Genomic DNA, 18,420 nt, shown 5'->3' with positions numbered 1-18,420 from the left:
GCGTCGGCTCGCGTCCGCTCAGCCGGCGATGCCGAGTTCGCCGATGAGCGCCGTGACGCGCCGATCCTCCGCCTCGAGGAAGGTCTTGAACTCGGCCGAGGGCATGTGGAGGTTCTGCCAGCCTCGCCGGGTGCAGGTCTCGGCCCAGGCTTCGCTCTTCGCCAGCCGTCCGAGCGCCTCGTCGAGCCCGGCGAGCTGGTCGGCGGACAGGCCGGGCGCGCCCATCAGGCCGCGCCAGTTGACGAGTTCGGTGTCGACGCCCTGCTCGCGCAAGGTCGGCACGTCGATGCCCGGCAGGCGCTCGGGCGAGGAGATGGCGAGCGCCCGCAGCGCGCCGCTCTTGATGAGGTCGCCGAACTCGGCATAGCCGCCGGTCGCCACGGTGATCTGGTTGGAGAGGACGAGCGGCAGCATCTCGGAGCCCGCGCCCACCACGATGTAGTTCATCCGTTTCACGTCGCCGCCGATCGCCTTGACCACCTGCGCGCTGAGGAGATGGTCGGGGCTGCCGATGCCGAACCCGCCCCAGGACACGGCGCCGGGATCGGCGTTGAAGGCGGCCGCGAGATCGTCCAGCGTGCGGATCGGCGAGGCGGCGGCCACCACGAGCGGCTGGTACTCGCCCTGCAGCCGCGCCACCGGCGTCGCCTCGCTCAGCGTCACCGCCGACTTGTTGATCAGCACCGCGCCGACCATGCCGAGACCGGTGGTCAGCAGCGTCGAGGGCGTGCCCGAGCCCACCAGCTGCGCGAGGCCCACCGTGCCGCCGGCGCCCGGCACGTTGAGCACCTCGACATTGCCCACGACGTCGCCGCTCTCCAGGATCTGCTGCACGGTGCGCGCCAGCGTGTCGTAGCCCCCGCCGGTGCTCGCCGCGGCGATGATGGTGAGCTCCTCGGGCGTCGCGGCCCACGCGGTGCGGGCGCCGAGACCCGGCACGAAGGCGCCCCCGGCCAGGGCGGCGAGCGATCGGTTGAAGCGGCGGCGGTCGATGGGCATGGCGCTCTTCCTCCCGAGGATTGCTGCCGTGGTTTTTTCACAACCCGGCGGCGTCGCCAAGCGGGCGGGGGGCAGGGCGAGGCCGGCAGGCGGCGTCCGCGCCGCGCGCGGCCCTTTCTTCCCGGCGGCCCCGTGCGATATGTCGGAGCGACCCGCCCCCTGTTCCGTTTCGCGAGAGCCCCATGAGCGACGAGACCTCCACCACGCGCCTCGAGGCGGTTCGCGCCCGCATCCGCGCGGCGGAAGACGAGGCCGGACGCGCGCCCGGTTCGGTGGCGCTCGTGGCGGTGTCGAAGACCTTCGACGCCGCCGAGGTCGTTCCGGTGCTGGAGGCCGGCCAGCGCGTCTTCGGCGAGAACCGCGTGCAGGAATCGCAGGGCAAATGGCCCGCGCTTCGCGAGCGCTACGAAGGCGTGGAATTGCATCTCATCGGCCCGCTGCAGTCCAACAAGGCCGCCGACGCGGTGGCGCTGTTCGACGTGATCGAGACCGTGGACCGTGAGAAGATCGCCCGCGAACTCGCCAAGGAGATGGCAGCCCAGGGCCGGGCGGTGCGGCTCTACGTGCAGGTGAATGTCGGCGAGGAGCTGCAGAAGGCCGGCATCCCTCCGCGCGAGGCGGTGGCCTTCGTCGCCCGCTGCCGCGACGAGCACGGGCTGGCGATCGAGGGGCTGATGGCCATTCCCCCCGCCGACCAGGCGCCCGGCCCCTATTTCGCGCTGCTCGAAAAGCTCGGGCGCGAGGCGGGGGTGGAGCGCCTGTCGATGGGCATGTCCGGCGATTTCGAACGCGCCGTGCCCTTCGGCGCGACGAGCGTGCGCGTCGGCTCGGCGATCTTCGGCACGCGCGACTGACCGAGGGCCACCGCGCCGGAAGGGCAGGGCGGCAGCGCGCCGCCGTCCTCGGGCGTGCCGTCCTTCCCGCCGGGCGACGGGCCGCTATCTGCGAGGCTCGAACCGGCATCCCTTTCGGAGGGGCCGCGAGAGGAGCCCCCGCCTTGTCCCTTCCCGTCGCCGTGCCGGTGCCGCCCGCGGAAACCCCGCCCACCGCCAATTTCGCCTATCGCACCGTGACGGCCGCCGCGATCGTGCTCGCCATGGTGCTGCTGGTGGTGATCTTCACGGCCGCCGCCTCGGCCTTCTTCCTGATCTTCGGCAGCCTTCTGCTGGCCGCGATCTTCTGCGGCCTCGGGCGCCTCCTGCAGCGCACCGGCCTGCCGCGCTGGGCGGCGATGCTGACGGTGTTCCTCGTGACGCTGGCGCTCATCATCGTGCCCGTGCTCTGGGGCGGGCTGGCGGTGGTGCAGCAGTTCAGCCAGCTCCTGTCGGGTGTGCGCGACCAGGCCAACACGCTCCTGAAGTCGCTGGCCGATCTCGGCCTGCCCGTCAGCCCCGACACCACCGCCAACGATCTGGAAAGCATGCTGCCCAACCCCTCAGGCCTCGTCTCCTCGGCCGGAAAGGCGGTGTTCTCGGCGCTCGGCGGGCTCGGCAACTTCTTCGTGCTGCTCTTCCTCGCCATCTTCATCGCCTGGCAGCCCGGCCTCTACCGCGACGGGCTGGTGTCGCTGTTTCCCAAGGAGAAGCGCGCGCGCATCGCCGACGTTCTCGAACAGAGCGCGCACTCGCTGATCATGTGGGTGGCGGGCGACGCCATCTCGATGGCGATGATCTTCTCGATCTCCTGGGTCGGCCTCTGGGCGATCGGGATGGACAACGCCTTCCTGCTGGCGCTGCAGGCCGGACTTCTCGCCTTCATCCCGACGCTCGGGCCGTTCGTGGCGGGCGTCGTGATCGTGCTGGCAGGGCTGGCGCAGGGCGTCGACATGGCGCTCTGGGCGCTCGGCGTCTACGTCGTGATCCAGGGCGTCGAGAGCAACGTCGCCCAGCCGGTGGCGCAGCGCTTCACCTCGGCGCTGCCGCCGGCGCTGACGCTCAGCGTCCAGATCATTTTCGGCCTGCTCTTCGGGCTTTTGGGCTTCGTGCTCGCCGTGCCCTTCGTCGCCGTGCTGGTGACGCTGGTGCGCGAACTCTACGTGGTGGACGTTCTCGGTGGCCCCGTCGAAAGCGCCGAGTAAGCACGCAGAAAGCGCGCCGGCTTGGGTTTTCAGGAGGGCGGGGCCGCTCTAGTCTGCGTCGAAAGGCGGAAACCGGCGGGCAAGCCGGGCCGCCGTCGCATCCATCCGGGAGGATACCAGCCGATGAGTTCCGTTGTCGCCGTCAAGCCCGTCGTGCCCGTCAAGCCCCTCGTTCCCGTCAAGGACGAGTGGAAGGTCGGGGCACTTCTGACGAAGGCCGACTACGAGGCCTGGTACGAGCGCTCGGTGGAGGATCCCGACGGCTTCTGGCGCGAGCACGGCCAGCGGCTCGACTGGATCAAGCCCTACACGAAGGTGAAGAACACCTCGTTTGCCCCGGGCGCCGTCTCCATCCAATGGTTCGAGGACGGCACGCTCAACCTCTCCGCCAACTGCCTCGACCGGCATCTCGCCGACAAGGGCGACCAGACCGCGATCATCTGGGAGGGCGACGACCCGCAGGATTCGCGCCGCATCTCCTATCGCGAGTTGCACGAGGACGTCTGCCGCATGGCCAACGTCCTGAAGGATCTCGGCGTCGCCCGCGGCGACCGCGTCTCGATCTACATGCCGATGATCCCCGAGGCGGCGGTGGCGATGCTCGCCTGCGCGCGCATCGGCGCCATCCACTCCGTGGTGTTCGGCGGCTTCTCGCCCGATGCGCTCGGCGGGCGCATGGAGGGCTCGGCGACGAAGCTGCTGATCACCGCCGACGAAGGCTTGCGCGCCGGGCGCAAGGTGCCGCTCAAGGCCAATGCCGACAAGGCGATGGAGATCGCGGCGAAAGCCGGCCACGCGGTGGAGGCGATGCTCGTGATCCGCCGCACCGGGGCCGAGGTCGCGATGCGCGAGGGCCGCGACCACTGGTGGCATTCGCTGCGCGAAACCGTCTCGCCCGACTGCCCGCCGGAGGAGATGAGCGCCGAGGATCCGCTCTTCATCCTCTACACGTCCGGCTCCACCGGCAAGCCGAAGGGCGTGCTGCACACCACGGGCGGCTATCTCGTCTGGGCCTCGCTGACGCATCAATACGTCTTCGACTACCGCCCCGGCGAGGTCTTCTGGTGCACCGCCGACGTCGGCTGGGTCACCGGCCATTCCTATTCCGTCTACGGGCCGCTCGCCAACGGCGGCACGACGCTGATGTTCGAGGGCGTGCCCAACTATCCCGACGCCGGGCGCATGTGGCAGGTGGTGGACAAGCACCAGGTCAACATCTTCTACACCGCGCCCACCGCCATCCGCGCGCTGATGGGCGCCGGCGACGCGTTCGTCGCGAAATCCTCGCGCCGCTCGATCCGCCTTCTCGGCTCGGTCGGCGAGCCCATCAACCCGGAAGCCTGGAACTGGTACTATCACGTGGTGGGCGAGGAGCGCTGCGCCATCGTCGACACCTGGTGGCAGACCGAGACCGGCGGCATCCTGATCTCGCCGCTGCCGGCCGTGACCGATTTGAAACCCGGCTCGGCGACGACGCCGTTCTTCGGCGTGCAGCCGCAGCTCGTCGACAACGAGGGCACGGTGCTGGAGGGCGCCACCGAGGGCAATCTCTGCATCACCGACAGTTGGCCCGGCCAGATGCGCACCGTCTACGGCGACCACGAGCGCTTCGAGCAGACCTATTTCTCGACCTATCCCGGCAAGTACTTCACCGGCGACGGCGCCCGGCGCGACGCGGACGGCTACTGGTGGATCACCGGCCGCGTCGACGACGTCATCAACGTTTCCGGCCATCGCATGGGCACGGCCGAGGTGGAGTCGGCGCTCGTCTCGCATCCGAAGGTCTCGGAGGCGGCGGTGGTCGGCTATCCCCACGACGTGAAGGGGCAGGGGATCTACTGCTACGTCACGCTGATGGAGGGGCAGGAGCCCTCGGACGAACTCAAGAAGGAGCTCGTCGCCCACGTGCGCAACGAGATCGGTCCGATCGCCTCGCCCGACAAGATCCAGTTCTCGCCGGGCCTGCCGAAGACGCGCTCGGGCAAGATCATGCGCCGCATCCTGCGCAAGATCGCCGAGGACGATTTCGGCGCGCTCGGCGACACGTCGACCCTCGCCGACCCCGGCGTCGTCGAGGATCTCGTCGACAACCGGCAGAACCGCAAGGGATAGGGCCGGGGGATAGGAGCAGGGAAACAGGGCCGGGGCGCTGCGCCCCTTTGCTTTGCGAGATCCCCTCGCGCCCGCCGCATCACGCCCATCGAACGGCCGCGGGCCTCCACGACCGTTCGAAGCCGTTGCCCTGGCCGAACGGAAATGGCGAACGCGGAGCGGAAACATGACGAAATTTCGAGCCCTGCGGCAATCTGACCAAAACGGCATCAGAGGACTTGCGAGGGGGAAACGATCGTCTCATATTCCTCTCGTGTTCAACGTCGTGAAAGGAGGTGATCCAATGTCGAGTGATTTCCAAATGCCGGTTGGGTCTTTGTATCTCGCGGGTTCGATGGAGCAGTCTCCTTCCCACGCGTAAGCGATATGTCGATCCGGGAACGGTCTCGACGACCTCCGGCGTGACAGACTTCACGGGGCCGCCTTCCAGGAATGGAAGGTGGCCTTTTGCGTTCGCCCACGGGCCAGCGCATCAACCATCCCGACATCTTCGCTCGAAACCTTAAGCCGCCGGAAACGCGGCGCGGGCTAAGGCTGTGATCCGTGTAGCCGATTGGCCCTCATCCATGACCTCGATCGATCTCGCTGCCGTCGAACGCGAACTCGCCGCCCTCTCCCGCCTGAAGTTCACACCCGCCGTGGAGGCGCGGTTCGAGGCCGAAAGCCTGCCCGGTCGGATCCAGGTCGGCAGCATCACGCTGGTTCTCGCCATGATCCTGTTCGATCTCTACCTCGTTACCGACTGGGTGGTGGTCCCCGACGTCTTCGCGTGGATGGTGGTCGCCCGGCTGGCGGTCTTCACGCCGGTCGTACTCGCGGCGCTCTGGTGCCTGCGTCGGGCGCGCCGCGACTGGCAGTTCGACGCGCTGATCGCAGGCGGCACCGTCCTGAGCGTCTTCCTGCCCACGGTCGTGCTCGTCTTCAGCCGCACCGAACACGCGCTCGCCTATTAGTTCGGCTCGCTGCTGCCGATGATGTACATGACGGTCATCCAGCGCGTGCGGGTCCACTTCGCCCTCGCTGGCATCCTCGCGGCGCTCGCGGTGCAGTTCACGGCGACGGCCTTCATGCCGACCATCGCGGTGGACAGCTACCAGTCGGTCGTCACCTTCTTCCTCACCGCCTCGGCGCTGCTGCTCATGGCGTCGTTCCTGCTCGAGCGCGGCGAGCGTTCCAGCTTTCTCCTGCGGCTGAGGGGAGATCTGCTGCGCGCGGAGATCGAGGACAATGCCCGCCTCGACCACCTGACGGGACTGTTCAACCGGCGGTATCTGGCGGTGATGGGGGCGATGCTGGCGGGTCGTGACGGGCCGTACCCGATCGGCGCTTTGCTTCTCGACATCGACCATTTCAAGCATTTCAACGACACGCAGGGGCATCTCGAAGGCGACCGCTGCATTCGCCTCGTCAGCGATGCGATCCGCGCTGCGCTGCGCGAGGGCTGCCCGAATGCGGCCGCCTTCCGCTTCGGCGGCGAGGAGTTTCTGGTGCTCCTGCCCGGCGCCACGCCGGTGGCGACGCAGACTCTCGGCAAGGGCGTGCGGCACGCCATCAAGGCGCTGGGCCTGCCGCATCCCGGCCCCGGCCCGGCGGGCATCGTCACAATCAGCGTCGGCACCGCGGTCGCCGTCGATCCGAATGCCGGCGGCCTCGACGCCCTGCTCGCGGCGGCCGACGCCGCCCTCTACGAAGCCAAGCGCCTCGGACGCAATCGCGTCTGCGGCGCTCCGGCGACGGCGACCCCCCATTCTCCCGATGTCGACGGGGCGGCACCGGCGCCTTGAGCGCGTGTCTATGGCCGAAGCCGGCGACGGACACCCATGCTCGCCCGCCGGTCGGGTATCGGCCTTCGCGCCGCTAGCGGTAGAGGTCGGCCCGCGTCGGCGGCAGGCCGGAAGGGCCCTTGTCGCGCTTCGAGGCGAGCGTCTGGTTGATCATCACCGTGCCGCGCTCGAAGGCCAGCGCACAGCCCGCGAGATAGAGCAGCCAGAGCCGGGCGCGGGGCTCGCCGACCTCGGCCACCGCGGCGGGGAAGTTCTCGCGCAGCCGCTCGGCCCAGAGCCGGCAGGTGCGCCCATAGTGCTCGCGCCAGTTCTCGACGTCGTGCACCTCGAACCGGTTGGCCTCGAGCTTCTGCAGGGAGTGGCCGATATAGTCGAGCTCGCCGCCGGGAAAGATGTAGCGCGTCAGCGCGCGATACTCGCGCGAACCCTTGAGGAAGCGCTTCAGCGTCGCCTTGGCGGGGCGGGCGATCGTGTGATGGAGGTAGAGCCCGCGCGGTCGCAGGAGGCGCTTCACCGCGGTGAAATATTCGTCGTGATGGGCGAAGCCGACATGCTCGAACATGCCTATCGAGGCGATCTTGTCGAACGTGCCGGCGAGCGCCTGGAAGGGTTTGAGCTCGATCGTCACCCGGTCTTCGAGCCCGGCCTCGCGCACCCGCGCGGTGGCGAGGTCGAACTGCGCCTGGCTCAGCGTCACACCGTGCCCGCTCACGCCGTAGTGGGTGGCGGCGTGGATGAGGAGCGCGCCCCAGCCGCAGCCGATGTCGAGGAAACGCTCGCCGGGCTGCAGGCGCAGCTTGCGGCAGATCATGTCGAGCTTGTCGCGCTGGGCTTTGGCGATGTCGTCGTGCCAGCCGTCGAAATAGGCGCAGGAATAGACCATGCGCTCGTCGAGGAAGGTGGCGTAGAAGGCATTGGACACGTCGTAGTGAAACTGGATCGCGGCCTTGGTCGAGCCGCTGGCGCCGGCATCCGCGCCGACTTCCGCAGCATCCGCCTTCTTGGCGGCGCGCCGCAGGCGGAACAGCGCGGGCAGGGCGCGCGCCATTCGCCATTTCGGCAGGCGCTTCAGCCCGTCCTTCGAGCGCACCGCGCCCGTCGTGGCCGCGGCGATGTCGAAGATCGAGCCGTCCTCGACGTCGATCGTCTTGTCCATCCAGAGTTCGACCAGCGTGTCGATGCGCGGCCGGAAGGCGAGGCGCGACAGCGCGCCCGCCTCGCGCACCACCACCACCGGCCCGGTCGCCGGCCCCAGCCGCTCGCCCGTCCAGAGCCGCACGGCGAAGCCCGGCTGGAAGGTCGCGACGGCATCGCGAACCAGGGTGGCGAGGCGGGCTTCGGTGGATAGAGCGGGCATGGGCGGCGTCCGGGTTTCACGTGAAACTCGGGTTCTACCGGGACGCGCATCCAATGGCTAGCGCGCGACCGTCTTGGTTGCCGCGTCTTGATGTGCCGACGACGGATCGCAGACGCGCAATCCAGAAGGTCTCAAGATCCGACCTTCATCAGCACGATGCCGCCCCCGATCAGCGCAGCAGCGAGAAGGCGCGTCGAGGAAGCGGGTTCGCCTAGCACGAGGATGCCGACAGCGAAGGCGCCGAGCGCGCCGATGCCGGTCCAGATGGCGTAGGCCGTGCCGAGCGGAAGGGAGCGCATGGCGAAGGAGAGGAGCGCGAAGCTTGCCGCCATCAGCACGAAGGTGAGGAGGCTCGGCCCGAGGCGCGTGAAGCCGGCGGACTGCTTCATCGAGAAGGCCCAGCCGACTTCGAGAAGACCGGCGACGACGACGAGGAGATAGGGCATGACACACCCGTTCGTTGGATCGGGTCGTCCCGGTAATACCGCATGGCGCGGGGTCGTCCCCGTGCTCCCCCCTAGATCGGATCGGGACCGCGCCGCGTCAAGCCTGCCGTTGCCGAACTTGAGGCCCGCGATCAGCCGCGCGAGGGCGTGTCGCCGTCGCCGGAGCGGAAGCCGAGAGCGGCGCACCAGTCTCGCCGCCGCCCGCCGTCATAGGCGTCCACCAGCCCCTCGCCGAGAAGGCGACGCCCGAGATCGGGCTCGCCCGCACTCGCCATGTCGGCGAGCACCCGGCCGAAATACTTGTCGCCGGAAATCTTCGTCAGCTGCACCGGACCCTCGCCGACGAGCTCCGTGAGCCGGTCCCGCGCATCGCGCGCGGCGGCCTCTTCGGCGGCGCATTTGCCCTTCAGCTCCGGCGCATCGACGCCGCGCAGGCGCACCGCCACCGACACCGTCTGCAGCGGCCAGATATACGCCTCCACCTCCACCGTGTCGCCGTCGCGCACCTTCACCACCCGCGCCGTCACCGGCCCCGCGATCTCGCGCGGCGGCAGATCGTCGGCAAGCGCGGGGGCGAAGGTGAGAAGAAGGAGAAGCGGGGCGAGACGAAGCATGGAGGAGATATAGTCGGCAAAAGACTAAATTCCTATAGCGATCTCGCCGAAATCGCTGGAAGTCAATCAGGAGATCACCGCCCTCGTTCATACAGACCACGATCAGGGATTGTAATCCTATGTCGTCTGGATGAATTTGGCGACGTTCGAGTTCGGCTGAAGAAGGCCGTTCCGACTGGCCACCGCTGCCTGAGGAACGAAGCGTTCATACAGCCCCGACGGACCGCGAATGTCGTTGGGTCTGTCCCGGCAACAAAGAGCGGCGGCGACGAGAGCGTTTGGAAGGGCTTAATTGATATGTCAGCGCCTTCTCCCAGCGTGAAAGCCGGCGCAGCATCTCTCGGGAAAAGCTCTAGCGGCCGTTGAAAGACAAAGACGTGATGACGCCGCTTTCAACATCCATCTCGACCCCGAAGTGGGCTGGGCCCCCGTCGCAAACGATCATGGCTCGGCGATGCCAGTCAAACAGACCTTCTTCACTGCCAAGAGGAAAGACGTTTCCGTAAAGATACCGTTTTCCGTCCCGCACGATCCCGACATATTGCCTATGATACTGGTTCTGCAGCTGAGAGACGTCGAGGCCGTGTCCTTCCCACGTCTCGCCGATCGCATCCGGCAGCAGAGCTTCGAGCGCCGCGATATCGGCCGATGTGGGGGTCCAGATGCCGTTGCCCGCTGGTGGCGACGATCGCGAACATTGGTCGAGGATCCCCATCCCCTCGAGAATGGCGATGTTGGCGGAGCTGGCCTGCGCCTGGACGCAGGGCATCAGGAATACCAAGGCGAGCACCATTCGAGGGAGGGTCTGCATCGATCGGCTCCTGGGAGGGTAGGGCGCCAGGACGGGCCCGATCTCCCATAGCATCCGGATCGTCGATCGCCCTCAGAAATCCGAGATCAGGCCGTTCTTCTCCCAGTCGCCGTAGCGCACCGGCTCGACGCCGCTCTTGCGCCCGTCGATCTCGGGCGGGCGCTCCGTGGCGGGAAAGGGCTCGGTCTCGCGGGCCGCCCGGCGCGCCGCGGCCTCGGCCAGCGCGCGTTGCGCCGCCGGCGGAAGGTCGGCGCGCGGCGTCGGCTCGGCATCGCCGGTCTGTGCGCTCGTTTCGGTCTCGCTCATCGGCCCTTCCTCCTCCGCTCGCCCGCGTTCACGCCATCGCGACCGCTCGCGGACGCGCGCACGGCCGATCCTTCGTTGAAGACGCCGGCGTTCGCGCCCAAATTCACAGCGTCAGATCGGACGTTCGCCGGCGCTTCGCAAGAGACCCATCGACGCGCCGTCGTAAGAGGAGCCCATCCATGAACCGCACCCGCACGGCCGTCCTCGTCGCCGCGATGACCGCGCTCTTCGTCGGCGTCGGTCTGCTTCTCGGTGGGCGCCTCGGCGCGATGGCGGCGCTCGGCCTCGCCGCGGTGACGAACCTCGTCTCCTGGTGGAACGCCGACCGGATGGTGCTGCGCCTCCACGGCGCGCGCGAGGTCGACGCGCGCACCGCGCCGGACTATCACCGCATCGTCGCCGATCTGGCGGCCCGCGCCGGACTGCCCATGCCTCGCGCCTATCTGATCGACGCCGACCAGCCCAACGCTTTTGCCACCGGCCGCAATCCCGCCAACGCCGCGGTCGCCGTCACCACTGGCCTGCTGCTCCGCCTGACGCCCGACGAACTCGCCGGCGTGGTGGCGCACGAGCTCGCCCATATCGAAAACCGCGACACGCTGCTGATGACGATCACCGCGACGCTCGCCGGCGCCGTCTCGACCCTCGGCAATTTCGCCTTTCTCTTCGGCGGCCATCGCGGCGCCAACGGCGGCGGCAACCCGTTCGGTACGCTGCTGGCCGTTCTCGTCGCGCCGCTCGCCGCCGGCATCGTGCAGATGGCGATCTCGCGCACCCGCGAATACGCCGCCGACCGGCGCGGCGCCGAGATCAGCGGCCGGCCGCTGAGCCTCGCCTCGGCGCTGTCCAAGATCGCCGGCACCCACACTCTCAACCCCGACGCCGAGCGCAACCCCGCCACCGCCCATCTCTTCATCGTCAATCCGCTCTTGGGCCGCCGCCTCGACGGCCTCTTCTCCACCCATCCCGCCACCGCCGACCGCATCGCCGCCCTCGAAGCCATGGCCGCCGAGCGTGCCGTGGCCGCTCCCCTCGGCCGCTCGGTGCCGGCGGTGCGGCGGCGTTCGGGGCCGTGGGGGTGAAGACGAGCGCTCTGTCCTCGGACCCGCCAAGGGCTTGGAAGCCCTTGGATCCCCATTCCTTCCTTCGATGGTCGGGGAGGACCGCAGGCCCTCCCCGACCATCGATCAAAAGAAAGCGGGGGCTCCGGGGCGTCAGGCCCCGGGCGGGGACCGGGGCGGCAGCCCCGCCTCTCCCCCAGCCTCTTGCGCAGGCGCCCTCCCGCAGCCCATAGCTCGGTGATGGAACCGCCGCGCACGTCTCGCCGGTCCGGCCCCGCCGGATCGAAGCCCCGTCATCATCGGCCGGACGCCGAGCCGGACCGGCCGGGTCTGGCGGCGCGGCGTGCGGCGACGCGACTTCTCGCGGCGGTGGTGGACACGCAGACCTCGGCCGACGGGCTGACGGACCGGCGCCACGGCCATGCCGATTTTCTGAAGCTCGACGCGCGCGACCAGGGGCTGGTGAAGGCGATCCTCCTCACCAGCCTGCGCCATCGCGGCACGATCTCCGCGATCGTCGAAGCCTGCCTCGAGCGGCCGCTGCCGGGCAAGGCGGCGTCGCTGCGCCACATCCTGCACACGGGCGCGGCGCAGGTGCTGTTTCTCGACGTGCCGGATTCGGCGGCGGTGGATCTGGCGGTGGCGCAGGCCGCGTCGGATTCGCGCACCGAGCGCTTCGCCTCGCTGGTGAACGCCATCCTGCGGCGCATCGGCCGCGAGAAGGAGGCGCTGCTCGGCCGCTTCGACGATCCCGAGCTCGACTGTCCGCCCTGGCTCTTCCGCCGGCTGGTGGCCGACCACGGCGAGACGAACGCGCTGGCGATCGCGCAGATGCACCGGCTGCCGGCGCCGCTCGACGTCACGGCGAAGGGCGATCCGCAAGGCGTGGCCGAGGCGCTCGGCGGCACGGTGCTGCCCTTCGGCACGGTGCGGCTCGCCGGCGGCGAGGGCGCGGTGTCGGAGCTGCCGGGCTTCGGGGAGGGCGACTGGTGGGTGCAGGATGCCGCCGCCTCGCTGCCGGCGCGGCTCTTCGGCGACATCCGGGACAAGCGCGTGGTGGATGCCTGCGCGGCGCCCGGCGGCAAGACGGCGCAGCTGGCGGCGGCGGGCGCCCGTGTCACGGCGCTCGACATCTCGGCCTCGCGCATGCGGCGGCTGCGCGAGAACCTCGGGCGGCTCGGGCTGGAGGCGGAGTTCGTCGTCACCGATCTCGGCGCCTTCACGCCGCCCGAGCCCTTCGACGCCGTGCTGCTCGACGCGCCCTGTTCCTCCACGGGCACGATCCGCCGGCATCCCGACGTCGCCTACACCAAGGACGCCGCCGAGATCGCCAAGCTGGCGCAGGTGCAGGCGCGGCTCTTGCGCGAGGCCGCCGTGATCGTGAAGCCCGGCGGGCTGCTGGTCTTCTCCAACTGCTCGCTCGACCGGGAGGAGGGCGAGGACGTGGTCGCGGCCTTCCTTGCCGACCATGCCGAGTTCGCGCTCGATCCCGTGCGCGCCGAGGAGGTGCCGGGCCTCGCCGAAGCCGTGTCGCCGGAAGGGTATCTGCGCACGACGCCGGCCATGCTGGTGCGCGACACACCCGAAAGCTCCGGCCTCGACGGGTTCTTCGCCGCGCGGCTGCGCCGGACTGTCTGAAGCGCGCGGCGTGCGAGCGTCGGCCCCGCGCAAGCCTCGCGGCTCGCCGGCGCGGCCCTTAAGCCGGCGTTAACCCTGATCGGCAAAACTTCTCCTTCAAGATCGAGCCTCAAGCCGGGAAACCGTCCGGCGTGCGGCACGACGATCGCGACAACGGCGAGGCCTTCGGGCCGGGCCGGGGAGAACGGGCCATGACCGCAGGATTTGTCGACGAGCCGCGTCTGGCGGGGCTGATGCTGCGCGAGACCGGGCGGCGGATGCGCTCGGCCCTGCGCGCCGCCGCCTGGCCGAGCCTGCGGCTGCTGCCGGCCGGCGTTCCCGAGCCGGTGGCCGTGCCCGCCGACCTCCGCCGCGCCGACGCGGCGGCGGCGCGCGCCTTCTATGTCGGCCATCTCTGGCTCGCCAACCATCTCGTGCATCTGGGCGGCCAGTCGCCCTTCCTCGTCACCGATGCGCCCGACGCCTGGATCGCCGAACTCAACAGCTTCGAGTGGCTGCGCCATTTCACCGAGAGCGGCGACGCGCTCTCCTCCGAGCACGCGCGCACGCTGGTGGCCGATTGGCTGCGCCTCAAGCGTCGGCAGCTGCCGCGCCTCGCCTTCGACCACGACGTCGCCGCGCGGCGCGTCATCGCCTGGTATTCGCACGCGCCGATCCTGCTGCAGCGGGCCGACGAGGCCTTCGCCCGCCGCTTCGCCCGCGCCCTCGACGACGAGGTGCGGCGCCTGAAGCGCACCGCCAACGCCGCGCCGGACGGGCTGCCGCGCCTGCGCGTGCGCATGGCGGTGGCCTTCGCGGCCGTCGCCCAGCCCGGCCGCACCTGCGGCGCGCGGGCCGCGGCGCGCGCGCTCGGCGAAGAGCTCGACCGACAGATCCACCCCGACGGCGGCCACATCTCGCGCAACCCGGCGACGCTCGTCGCCGTGCTCGCCGACCTGCTGCCGTTGCGCCAGTTCTTCGCCAACCAGAACAAGCCGGTGCCGCGCGCCGTGTTCGGCGCCATCGACCGCATGCTGCCGGCGCTGCGCTTCTTCCGCCACGGCGACGGCGCACTGGCGCTGTTCAACGGCGCGGGCGTGCCCGACCATCATCTCACCGCGGCGCTCCTGCGCTACGACGAGACGCTGGGCGAGCCGATCAGCCAGATGCGCCAGTCCGGCTACCAGCGGCTGGCGGCCGGGCGCACCATCCTCATCACCGATACCGGCCTGCCGCCGGCCCCGGAAGTGTCGAGCGACGCCCATGCCGGCACGCTCGCCTTCGAGTTCTCGGCCGGCGGGCGGCGGATGATCGTCAATTGCGGCGCGCCGGCGCGGCTCGACGCCGGCTGGCGCCGGCTCTCGCGCGCCACCGCCGCCCATTCGACGCTGACGCTGAACGACCATTCCTCCTCGCGCTTCTCGCGCTCCGAGCGGCTCGACCGCTTTCTCGGCGGTCCGCTGATGCCGGGGCCGACGCGCGTGCCCACCACGCGCGAGGAGATCGGCGAGGGGCAGATCCTCACCGCCGCCCATGACGGCTACCGCCAGGGCTTCGGCTTCGTGCACGAGCGCCAGCTCTTCCTGTCGCGCGACGGCGGGCGCATCGACGGCGTCGACCGGCTGTTCCACGCCGCCGGGCGCTCGCAGCGCCTCGCCAGCGAGGAGCCGATGGGCATGCTCCGCTTCCACCTCCATCCCGACGTCTCGGCGCGCGACACCGGCGACGGCATCCGCCTGCAGCATGGCGACGAGGTCTGGTGGTTCGGCTCGGAGGGCGAGGCGAAGCTGGAGGATTCCATCTTCTTCGCCGACGGCGCCGGCGCGCGCCGCACGCGCCAGATCACGGTCGCCTTCGACTGCCTCGAATATCGCGAACTCGGCTGGCGCTTCGAGCGCGAGGGCTGAGGGGGCGGCCCGGTGGTTCCGCGCCGGGCTTTTGGTGCGTATTGGCGGCGACGAGCGGAGCGGGGAGGGGGTATCTCGAACGCTCGCCGAGCGTCGCGCCTCGACTTGAACCGCGACGCTCGTCCGCAGGAGCGGTACGGGCATCGCGTCGATCATTGGAGCCGTCGGATCGCGGCCGGTGGGTAGGCCGGTGCGGATGGGTGTCGGGCCATGGACTATCGCGCGCCGTGGCGCGAGGTCTCGCGCCGGCTTGTCGCTGACAGCGTGCGCGAGCGGCCCTACATCTCCTTTCGTCGGAGGATCGGCCGCCGGCGCAGCCGAAGGGTTCCCATGCGACGCCTCCTCCTTTCCGCGCTTCTCCTCTCCGCGCTCGCCGGCTGCGGCGGCATGAACCGCGCCGTGACGGTGCTGCCGAACACGCTCGACAATCTCGCCGCCGACACGGAGCCTCTGCGCACGCCCCGCCAGCCCGGCGACGACGCGCTCGCCGCCCGGCCGCGCTGACCGCTTCGATCGCGGCCAGCGCGAAACCGACGGCCGCACGTTGTCTCATGCGGCGGCGGGCCTTAAGGGAGGCGATCCGGGCGCGGATGCCGCGCGCTCGCCGAGCCTCGAGGTGTTCCATGGCCGTCGCCGCCAACCGCTATCCCGCCCCCGACCGCCACCCCGTGCGCCGCGCGCTGCTCTCGGTCTTCGACAAGACCGGGCTGGTGGACCTCGCGAAGGGCTTGAGCGCGCGCGGCGTCGAGCTCGTCTCCACCGGGGGCTCGCGCGCCGCGCTGGAGGCAGCCGGCCTTCCCGTTCGCGACGTCTCCGAGCTCACCGGCTTTCCCGAGATCATGGACGGGCGGGTGAAGACGCTGCATCCCGGCGTCCATGGCGGGCTGCTCGGCATGCGTGCCGACCCCGCCCATGCCAAGGCCATGCAGGCGCACGGCATCGCGGGGATCGATCTCCTCGTGGTCAATCTCTACCCCTTCGCCGAGACGGTGGCGTCCGGCGCCGAGCCCGCGGCGATCATCGAGAACATCGACATCGGCGGCCCCGCGATGATCCGCGCCGGCGCCAAGAACCACGCCTTCGTCGCCGTCCTCACCGATCCCGCCGACTATTCCGCCTTCCTCGAAGCGCTGGGGACGGGCAACGGCGAGACCGAGCTGGAGCATCGCCGCCGTCTGGCCGGCAAGGCCTACGGGCTGACGGCGGCCTACGACGCGGCGGTCTCTACGTGGTTTGCCGGCGCCACCGGTGAAACCGCGCCGGCACGCCAAAGCTTTGCCGGCGAACTCGCCTCGACGCTGCGCTACGGCGAGAACCCGCACCAGAGCGCCGCCTTCTACCACGACGGCTCGAAGCGCGCGGGCGTCGCCACGGCCCGTCAGGTGCAGGGCAAGGAACTCTCCTACAACAACATCAACGACACCGACGCCGCCTTTGAACTCGTCGCCGAGTTCGATCCCGCGCGCACGGCCGCCGTCGCCATCATCAAGCACGCCAACCCCTGCGGTGTGGCGGAGGGCGCGACGCTCGCCGAGGCCTACGCGCGGGCGCTCGCCTGCGACCCCGTCTCGGCCTTCGGCGGCATCGTCGCGCTCAACCGGCGGCTCGACGCCGCGTCGGCCGCCGAGATCGTCAAGGTCTTCACCGAGGTGATCATCGCGCCAGAAGCCGACGAGGAGGCGATCGCCCTCGTCGCCGCCAAGAAGAACCTGCGCCTCCTCCTCACCGGCGGCCTGCCGGACGCCGGCGCCCCCGGCCTCACCGTGAAGTCGGTGGCGGGCGGCCTTCTCGTGCAGTCGCGCGACGACGGGCTGGTGGACCGGCTCGACCTCAAGGTTGTGACGAAGCGCGCGCCGTCCGAGGCCGAAATGGCGGACCTGCGCTTCGCCTTCCGCGTCGCCAAGCACGTGAAGTCCAACGCCATCGTCTATGCCAAGGGTCTTGCGACGGTCGGCATCGGCGCGGGGCAGATGAGCCGGGTGGATTCGGCCCGCATCGCCGCCCGCAAGGCCGAGGACGCGGCACAGGCCGCGGGCGGCCCGATCCTGACCAAGGGCTCGGCCGTCGCCTCCGACGCCTTCTTCCCCTTCGCCGACGGTCTGCTCTCGGCGGTGGCGGCCGGCGCCACGGCGGTGATCCAGCCCGGCGGCTCGATGCGCGACGCCGAGGTCATCGCCGCCGCCGACGAGCACGACATCGCCATGGTCTTCACGGGCATGCGCCACTTCCGCCATTGAGGGGGACCTTGCGGCGCGGGGCCGACGAGCGACGGGACGAAGGGGCCTTCCCTTCTCCTCGGCATGACCGGACCCGAGGGCGCGACATCGCTCCCTCGGGTCCGGTCAGCGACGGCGCGCGGCCTCGTAGACCTCCGAGCGCTCGCGCTTTCCGACCGCCACGACCGTGACCGTCACCACGCGATCGCCGATGCGGTAGACGAGCCGGTAACCAGCCTGCCGCAGCTTGATCTTGTAGTGATCGGGAAGGCCTCGCAGCGCGTCGGCTTCCACGCGCGGATGCTCCAGACGCTCGCGAAGCTTGCGCACGAATTGCGCGCGCACCGTGGCGCCGAGCTTGTGCCACTCCTTGTCGGCCGAGGGCAGGAAGGCGAGGCTATAGGGCATCGATGTCGACGGGGTGCCCGACCTCGTCCAGCCTCTCGCGGGCGAGATCCACGAGCGCCTGATCGTCCAGCCGTTCGAGGAGCGCCTCGTAGAGGCCGGCCGGCACCATGTAGGCCATGACGCGGTTGTGGTTGAGCACGGCCACCGTCTCCCCCTTGGCCTCGCTCATGACGGCGGTGGGGCTTTTCTTGAGGTCGGATACGCTGACCGCGAGCGTGGCTTCGACGCGCTGCATCTCTGTCTCCCGAATTTTCGTACCGAATATCGTACGAAAAACGAGGGGGAGCAAGTTGTCCTCAGTTTGCGCATGGCCGGGTGACGAAACGGGCTGGCAGGGCGTTCGCAACCGCTGCCGTATCGTCAATCTTGCCCGCTCCCGCAAAACGCGCGATGACAGCAGCCGGATCGCGGCGGGTCGGCGGAAAGACCGCCGGCGGCGGTCGGCGGGAGATTTGAGATGGCCAAGGGTCAGGTGAAGAGCAACAAGGAAACGCGTAAGCCGAAGGCCGACAAGAAGGCCAAGGTGGACGCGGCCGCGATGACGGTGCCCGGCAAGTTCGCCTCGCCGCAGAAGGACTCGGGCAAGAAGTAAGGCCCGGCGTCTCGCCTCGCCTCCGAAGCCCCGCCCTTTCCGCGGGGCTTCGTCGTTTTCAGGTCACCACCGAGAACCGCCGTTTCGCGGCGCGCTATGGGCCTCGCCGTGCC

19 protein-coding genes are annotated in these 18,420 nt (G+C 69.9%); 11 read left to right on the top strand and 8 right to left on the bottom strand.

All coding sequences use genetic code 11. The features are described from left to right. Nucleotides 1–18 precede the first annotated feature (18 nt). Nucleotides 19–999, bottom strand: a complete 981-nt coding sequence (locus GGR04_RS06775) for a Bug family tripartite tricarboxylate transporter substrate binding protein (RefSeq protein ID WP_183199097.1) — start codon at nt 997–999, stop codon at nt 19–21. Nucleotides 1,000–1,181: 182 nt separating this feature from the next. On the opposite strand from GGR04_RS06775, the gene GGR04_RS06770 reads away from it, so the two are divergent. The 5 genes from GGR04_RS06770 (at nt 1,182) to GGR04_RS06750 (ending at nt 6,972) form a co-directional block, all read left to right on the top strand. Beyond that, nucleotides 1,182–1,853: a YggS family pyridoxal phosphate-dependent enzyme gene (locus tag GGR04_RS06770; RefSeq protein WP_183199096.1), complete on the top strand. Its 672-nt coding sequence runs from the start codon at nt 1,182–1,184 to the stop codon at nt 1,851–1,853. A 143-nt stretch (nt 1,854–1,996) separates the two neighbouring features. Then, nucleotides 1,997–3,076 (top strand): AI-2E family transporter, encoded by a 1,080-nt coding sequence (locus tag GGR04_RS06765; RefSeq protein WP_183199095.1) that lies wholly within the window; start codon nt 1,997–1,999, stop codon nt 3,074–3,076. A gap of 123 nt (nt 3,077–3,199) precedes the next feature. Beyond that, the gene (gene acs / locus GGR04_RS06760) at nt 3,200–5,188 is read left to right on the top strand and encodes an acetate--CoA ligase (RefSeq protein ID WP_183199094.1); all 1,989 of its coding nucleotides are present in this window, start codon (nt 3,200–3,202) and stop codon (nt 5,186–5,188) included. A gap of 566 nt (nt 5,189–5,754) precedes the next feature. Beyond that, a complete protein-coding gene (locus GGR04_RS06755) occupies nt 5,755–6,141 on the top strand; it encodes a hypothetical protein (RefSeq protein WP_183199093.1) in 387 nt (128 codons plus the stop codon). A 27-nt stretch (nt 6,142–6,168) separates the two neighbouring features. Next, nucleotides 6,169–6,972 (top strand): diguanylate cyclase domain-containing protein, encoded by an 804-nt coding sequence (locus GGR04_RS06750; protein ID WP_183199092.1) that lies wholly within the window; start codon nt 6,169–6,171, stop codon nt 6,970–6,972. A gap of 73 nt (nt 6,973–7,045) precedes the next feature. Here GGR04_RS06750 and GGR04_RS06745 read toward each other — a convergent pair whose 3' ends face one another. The 5 genes from GGR04_RS06745 to GGR04_RS06725 form a co-directional block, all read right to left on the bottom strand. After that, nucleotides 7,046–8,329, bottom strand: coding sequence for a class I SAM-dependent methyltransferase (locus GGR04_RS06745; RefSeq protein WP_183199091.1), 1,284 nt, complete (start codon nt 8,327–8,329; stop codon nt 7,046–7,048). 131 nt (nt 8,330–8,460) lie between these two features. After that, nucleotides 8,461–8,775 carry a DMT family transporter gene (locus tag GGR04_RS06740; protein WP_183199090.1) on the bottom strand — a complete coding sequence of 105 codons (315 nt, stop codon included), beginning with the start codon at nt 8,773–8,775 and terminating at the stop codon, nt 8,461–8,463. Between the two features lie 131 nt (nt 8,776–8,906). Beyond that, nucleotides 8,907–9,389, bottom strand: a complete 483-nt coding sequence (locus GGR04_RS06735) for a thermonuclease family protein (protein ID WP_183199089.1) — start codon at nt 9,387–9,389, stop codon at nt 8,907–8,909. Nucleotides 9,390–9,741: 352 nt separating this feature from the next. Further along, complete coding sequence (locus GGR04_RS06730) at nt 9,742–10,200, bottom strand: hypothetical protein (protein ID WP_183199088.1); 459 nt, start codon at nt 10,198–10,200, stop codon at nt 9,742–9,744. 72 nt (nt 10,201–10,272) lie between these two features. Next, entirely contained in the window at nt 10,273–10,506 is a 234-nt protein-coding gene (locus tag GGR04_RS06725; RefSeq protein ID WP_183199087.1) for a DUF1674 domain-containing protein, read from the bottom strand. Between the two features lie 179 nt (nt 10,507–10,685). On the opposite strand from GGR04_RS06725, the gene htpX reads away from it, so the two are divergent. The 5 genes from htpX (at nt 10,686) to purH (ending at nt 17,328) form a co-directional block, all read left to right on the top strand. Continuing rightward, on the top strand, nt 10,686–11,588 hold the full coding sequence (gene htpX, locus GGR04_RS06720) for a zinc metalloprotease HtpX (protein ID WP_183199086.1): 903 nt from the start codon (nt 10,686–10,688) through the stop codon (nt 11,586–11,588). A 219-nt stretch (nt 11,589–11,807) separates the two neighbouring features. Next, complete coding sequence (locus GGR04_RS06715) at nt 11,808–13,205, top strand: RsmB/NOP family class I SAM-dependent RNA methyltransferase (RefSeq protein WP_183199085.1); 1,398 nt, start codon at nt 11,808–11,810, stop codon at nt 13,203–13,205. Nucleotides 13,206–13,396: 191 nt separating this feature from the next. Then, entirely contained in the window at nt 13,397–15,091 is a 1,695-nt protein-coding gene (locus tag GGR04_RS06710; RefSeq protein ID WP_183199084.1) for a heparinase II/III family protein, read from the top strand. Between the two features lie 330 nt (nt 15,092–15,421). Next, entirely contained in the window at nt 15,422–15,595 is a 174-nt protein-coding gene (locus GGR04_RS06705; protein WP_183199083.1) for a hypothetical protein, read from the top strand. Nucleotides 15,596–15,714: 119 nt separating this feature from the next. Then, the gene (gene purH, locus GGR04_RS06700) at nt 15,715–17,328 is read left to right on the top strand and encodes a bifunctional phosphoribosylaminoimidazolecarboxamide formyltransferase/IMP cyclohydrolase (RefSeq protein WP_183199082.1); all 1,614 of its coding nucleotides are present in this window, start codon (nt 15,715–15,717) and stop codon (nt 17,326–17,328) included. A 105-nt stretch (nt 17,329–17,433) separates the two neighbouring features. Here purH and GGR04_RS06695 read toward each other — a convergent pair whose 3' ends face one another. Then, entirely contained in the window at nt 17,434–17,715 is a 282-nt protein-coding gene (locus GGR04_RS06695) for a type II toxin-antitoxin system RelE family toxin (protein WP_183199081.1), read from the bottom strand. Further along, nucleotides 17,705–17,950 carry a type II toxin-antitoxin system Phd/YefM family antitoxin gene (locus GGR04_RS06690; RefSeq protein WP_183199080.1) on the bottom strand — a complete coding sequence of 82 codons (246 nt, stop codon included), beginning with the start codon at nt 17,948–17,950 and terminating at the stop codon, nt 17,705–17,707. Before GGR04_RS06690 ends, GGR04_RS06695 begins: the two co-directional genes overlap by 11 nt. Before the next feature lie 222 nt (nt 17,951–18,172). On the opposite strand from GGR04_RS06690, the gene GGR04_RS24260 reads away from it, so the two are divergent. Then, nucleotides 18,173–18,307 carry a hypothetical protein gene (locus GGR04_RS24260; protein ID WP_281383054.1) on the top strand — a complete coding sequence of 45 codons (135 nt, stop codon included), beginning with the start codon at nt 18,173–18,175 and terminating at the stop codon, nt 18,305–18,307. Nucleotides 18,308–18,420 lie beyond the last annotated feature (113 nt).

This window comes from Aureimonas pseudogalii (assembly GCF_014196835.1).
Taxonomy (GTDB): domain Bacteria; phylum Pseudomonadota; class Alphaproteobacteria; order Rhizobiales; family Rhizobiaceae; genus Aureimonas; species Aureimonas pseudogalii.
Note: the sequence above shows the minus strand (reverse complement) of the source record. Positions and strands in the feature narration are given on the sequence as shown.

What these genes read in the sequence shown, in the direction of transcription:
- GGR04_RS06775 (WP_183199097.1), bottom strand. Translation starts at nt 999, where the DNA reads ATGCCCATCGACCGCCGCCGCTTCAACCGATCGCTCGCCGCCCTGGCC.
- GGR04_RS06770 (WP_183199096.1), top strand. Translation starts at nt 1,182, where the DNA reads ATGAGCGACGAGACCTCCACCACGCGCCTCGAGGCGGTTCGCGCCCGC.
- acs (WP_183199094.1), top strand. Translation starts at nt 3,200, where the DNA reads ATGAGTTCCGTTGTCGCCGTCAAGCCCGTCGTGCCCGTCAAGCCCCTC.
- GGR04_RS06755 (WP_183199093.1), top strand. Translation starts at nt 5,755, where the DNA reads ATGACCTCGATCGATCTCGCTGCCGTCGAACGCGAACTCGCCGCCCTC.
- GGR04_RS06750 (WP_183199092.1), top strand. Translation starts at nt 6,169, where the DNA reads ATGACGGTCATCCAGCGCGTGCGGGTCCACTTCGCCCTCGCTGGCATC.
- GGR04_RS06745 (WP_183199091.1), bottom strand. Translation starts at nt 8,329, where the DNA reads ATGCCCGCTCTATCCACCGAAGCCCGCCTCGCCACCCTGGTTCGCGAT.
- GGR04_RS06740 (WP_183199090.1), bottom strand. Translation starts at nt 8,775, where the DNA reads ATGCCCTATCTCCTCGTCGTCGTCGCCGGTCTTCTCGAAGTCGGCTGG.
- GGR04_RS06735 (WP_183199089.1), bottom strand. Translation starts at nt 9,389, where the DNA reads ATGCTTCGTCTCGCCCCGCTTCTCCTTCTTCTCACCTTCGCCCCCGCG.
- GGR04_RS06730 (WP_183199088.1), bottom strand. Translation starts at nt 10,200, where the DNA reads ATGCAGACCCTCCCTCGAATGGTGCTCGCCTTGGTATTCCTGATGCCC.
- GGR04_RS06725 (WP_183199087.1), bottom strand. Translation starts at nt 10,506, where the DNA reads ATGAGCGAGACCGAAACGAGCGCACAGACCGGCGATGCCGAGCCGACG.
- htpX (WP_183199086.1), top strand. Translation starts at nt 10,686, where the DNA reads ATGAACCGCACCCGCACGGCCGTCCTCGTCGCCGCGATGACCGCGCTC.
- GGR04_RS06715 (WP_183199085.1), top strand. Translation starts at nt 11,808, where the DNA reads ATGGAACCGCCGCGCACGTCTCGCCGGTCCGGCCCCGCCGGATCGAAG.
- GGR04_RS06710 (WP_183199084.1), top strand. Translation starts at nt 13,397, where the DNA reads ATGACCGCAGGATTTGTCGACGAGCCGCGTCTGGCGGGGCTGATGCTG.
- GGR04_RS06705 (WP_183199083.1), top strand. Translation starts at nt 15,422, where the DNA reads ATGCGACGCCTCCTCCTTTCCGCGCTTCTCCTCTCCGCGCTCGCCGGC.
- purH (WP_183199082.1), top strand. Translation starts at nt 15,715, where the DNA reads ATGGCCGTCGCCGCCAACCGCTATCCCGCCCCCGACCGCCACCCCGTG.
- GGR04_RS06695 (WP_183199081.1), bottom strand. Translation starts at nt 17,715, where the DNA reads ATGCCCTATAGCCTCGCCTTCCTGCCCTCGGCCGACAAGGAGTGGCAC.
- GGR04_RS06690 (WP_183199080.1), bottom strand. Translation starts at nt 17,950, where the DNA reads ATGCAGCGCGTCGAAGCCACGCTCGCGGTCAGCGTATCCGACCTCAAG.
- GGR04_RS24260 (WP_281383054.1), top strand. Translation starts at nt 18,173, where the DNA reads ATGGCCAAGGGTCAGGTGAAGAGCAACAAGGAAACGCGTAAGCCGAAG.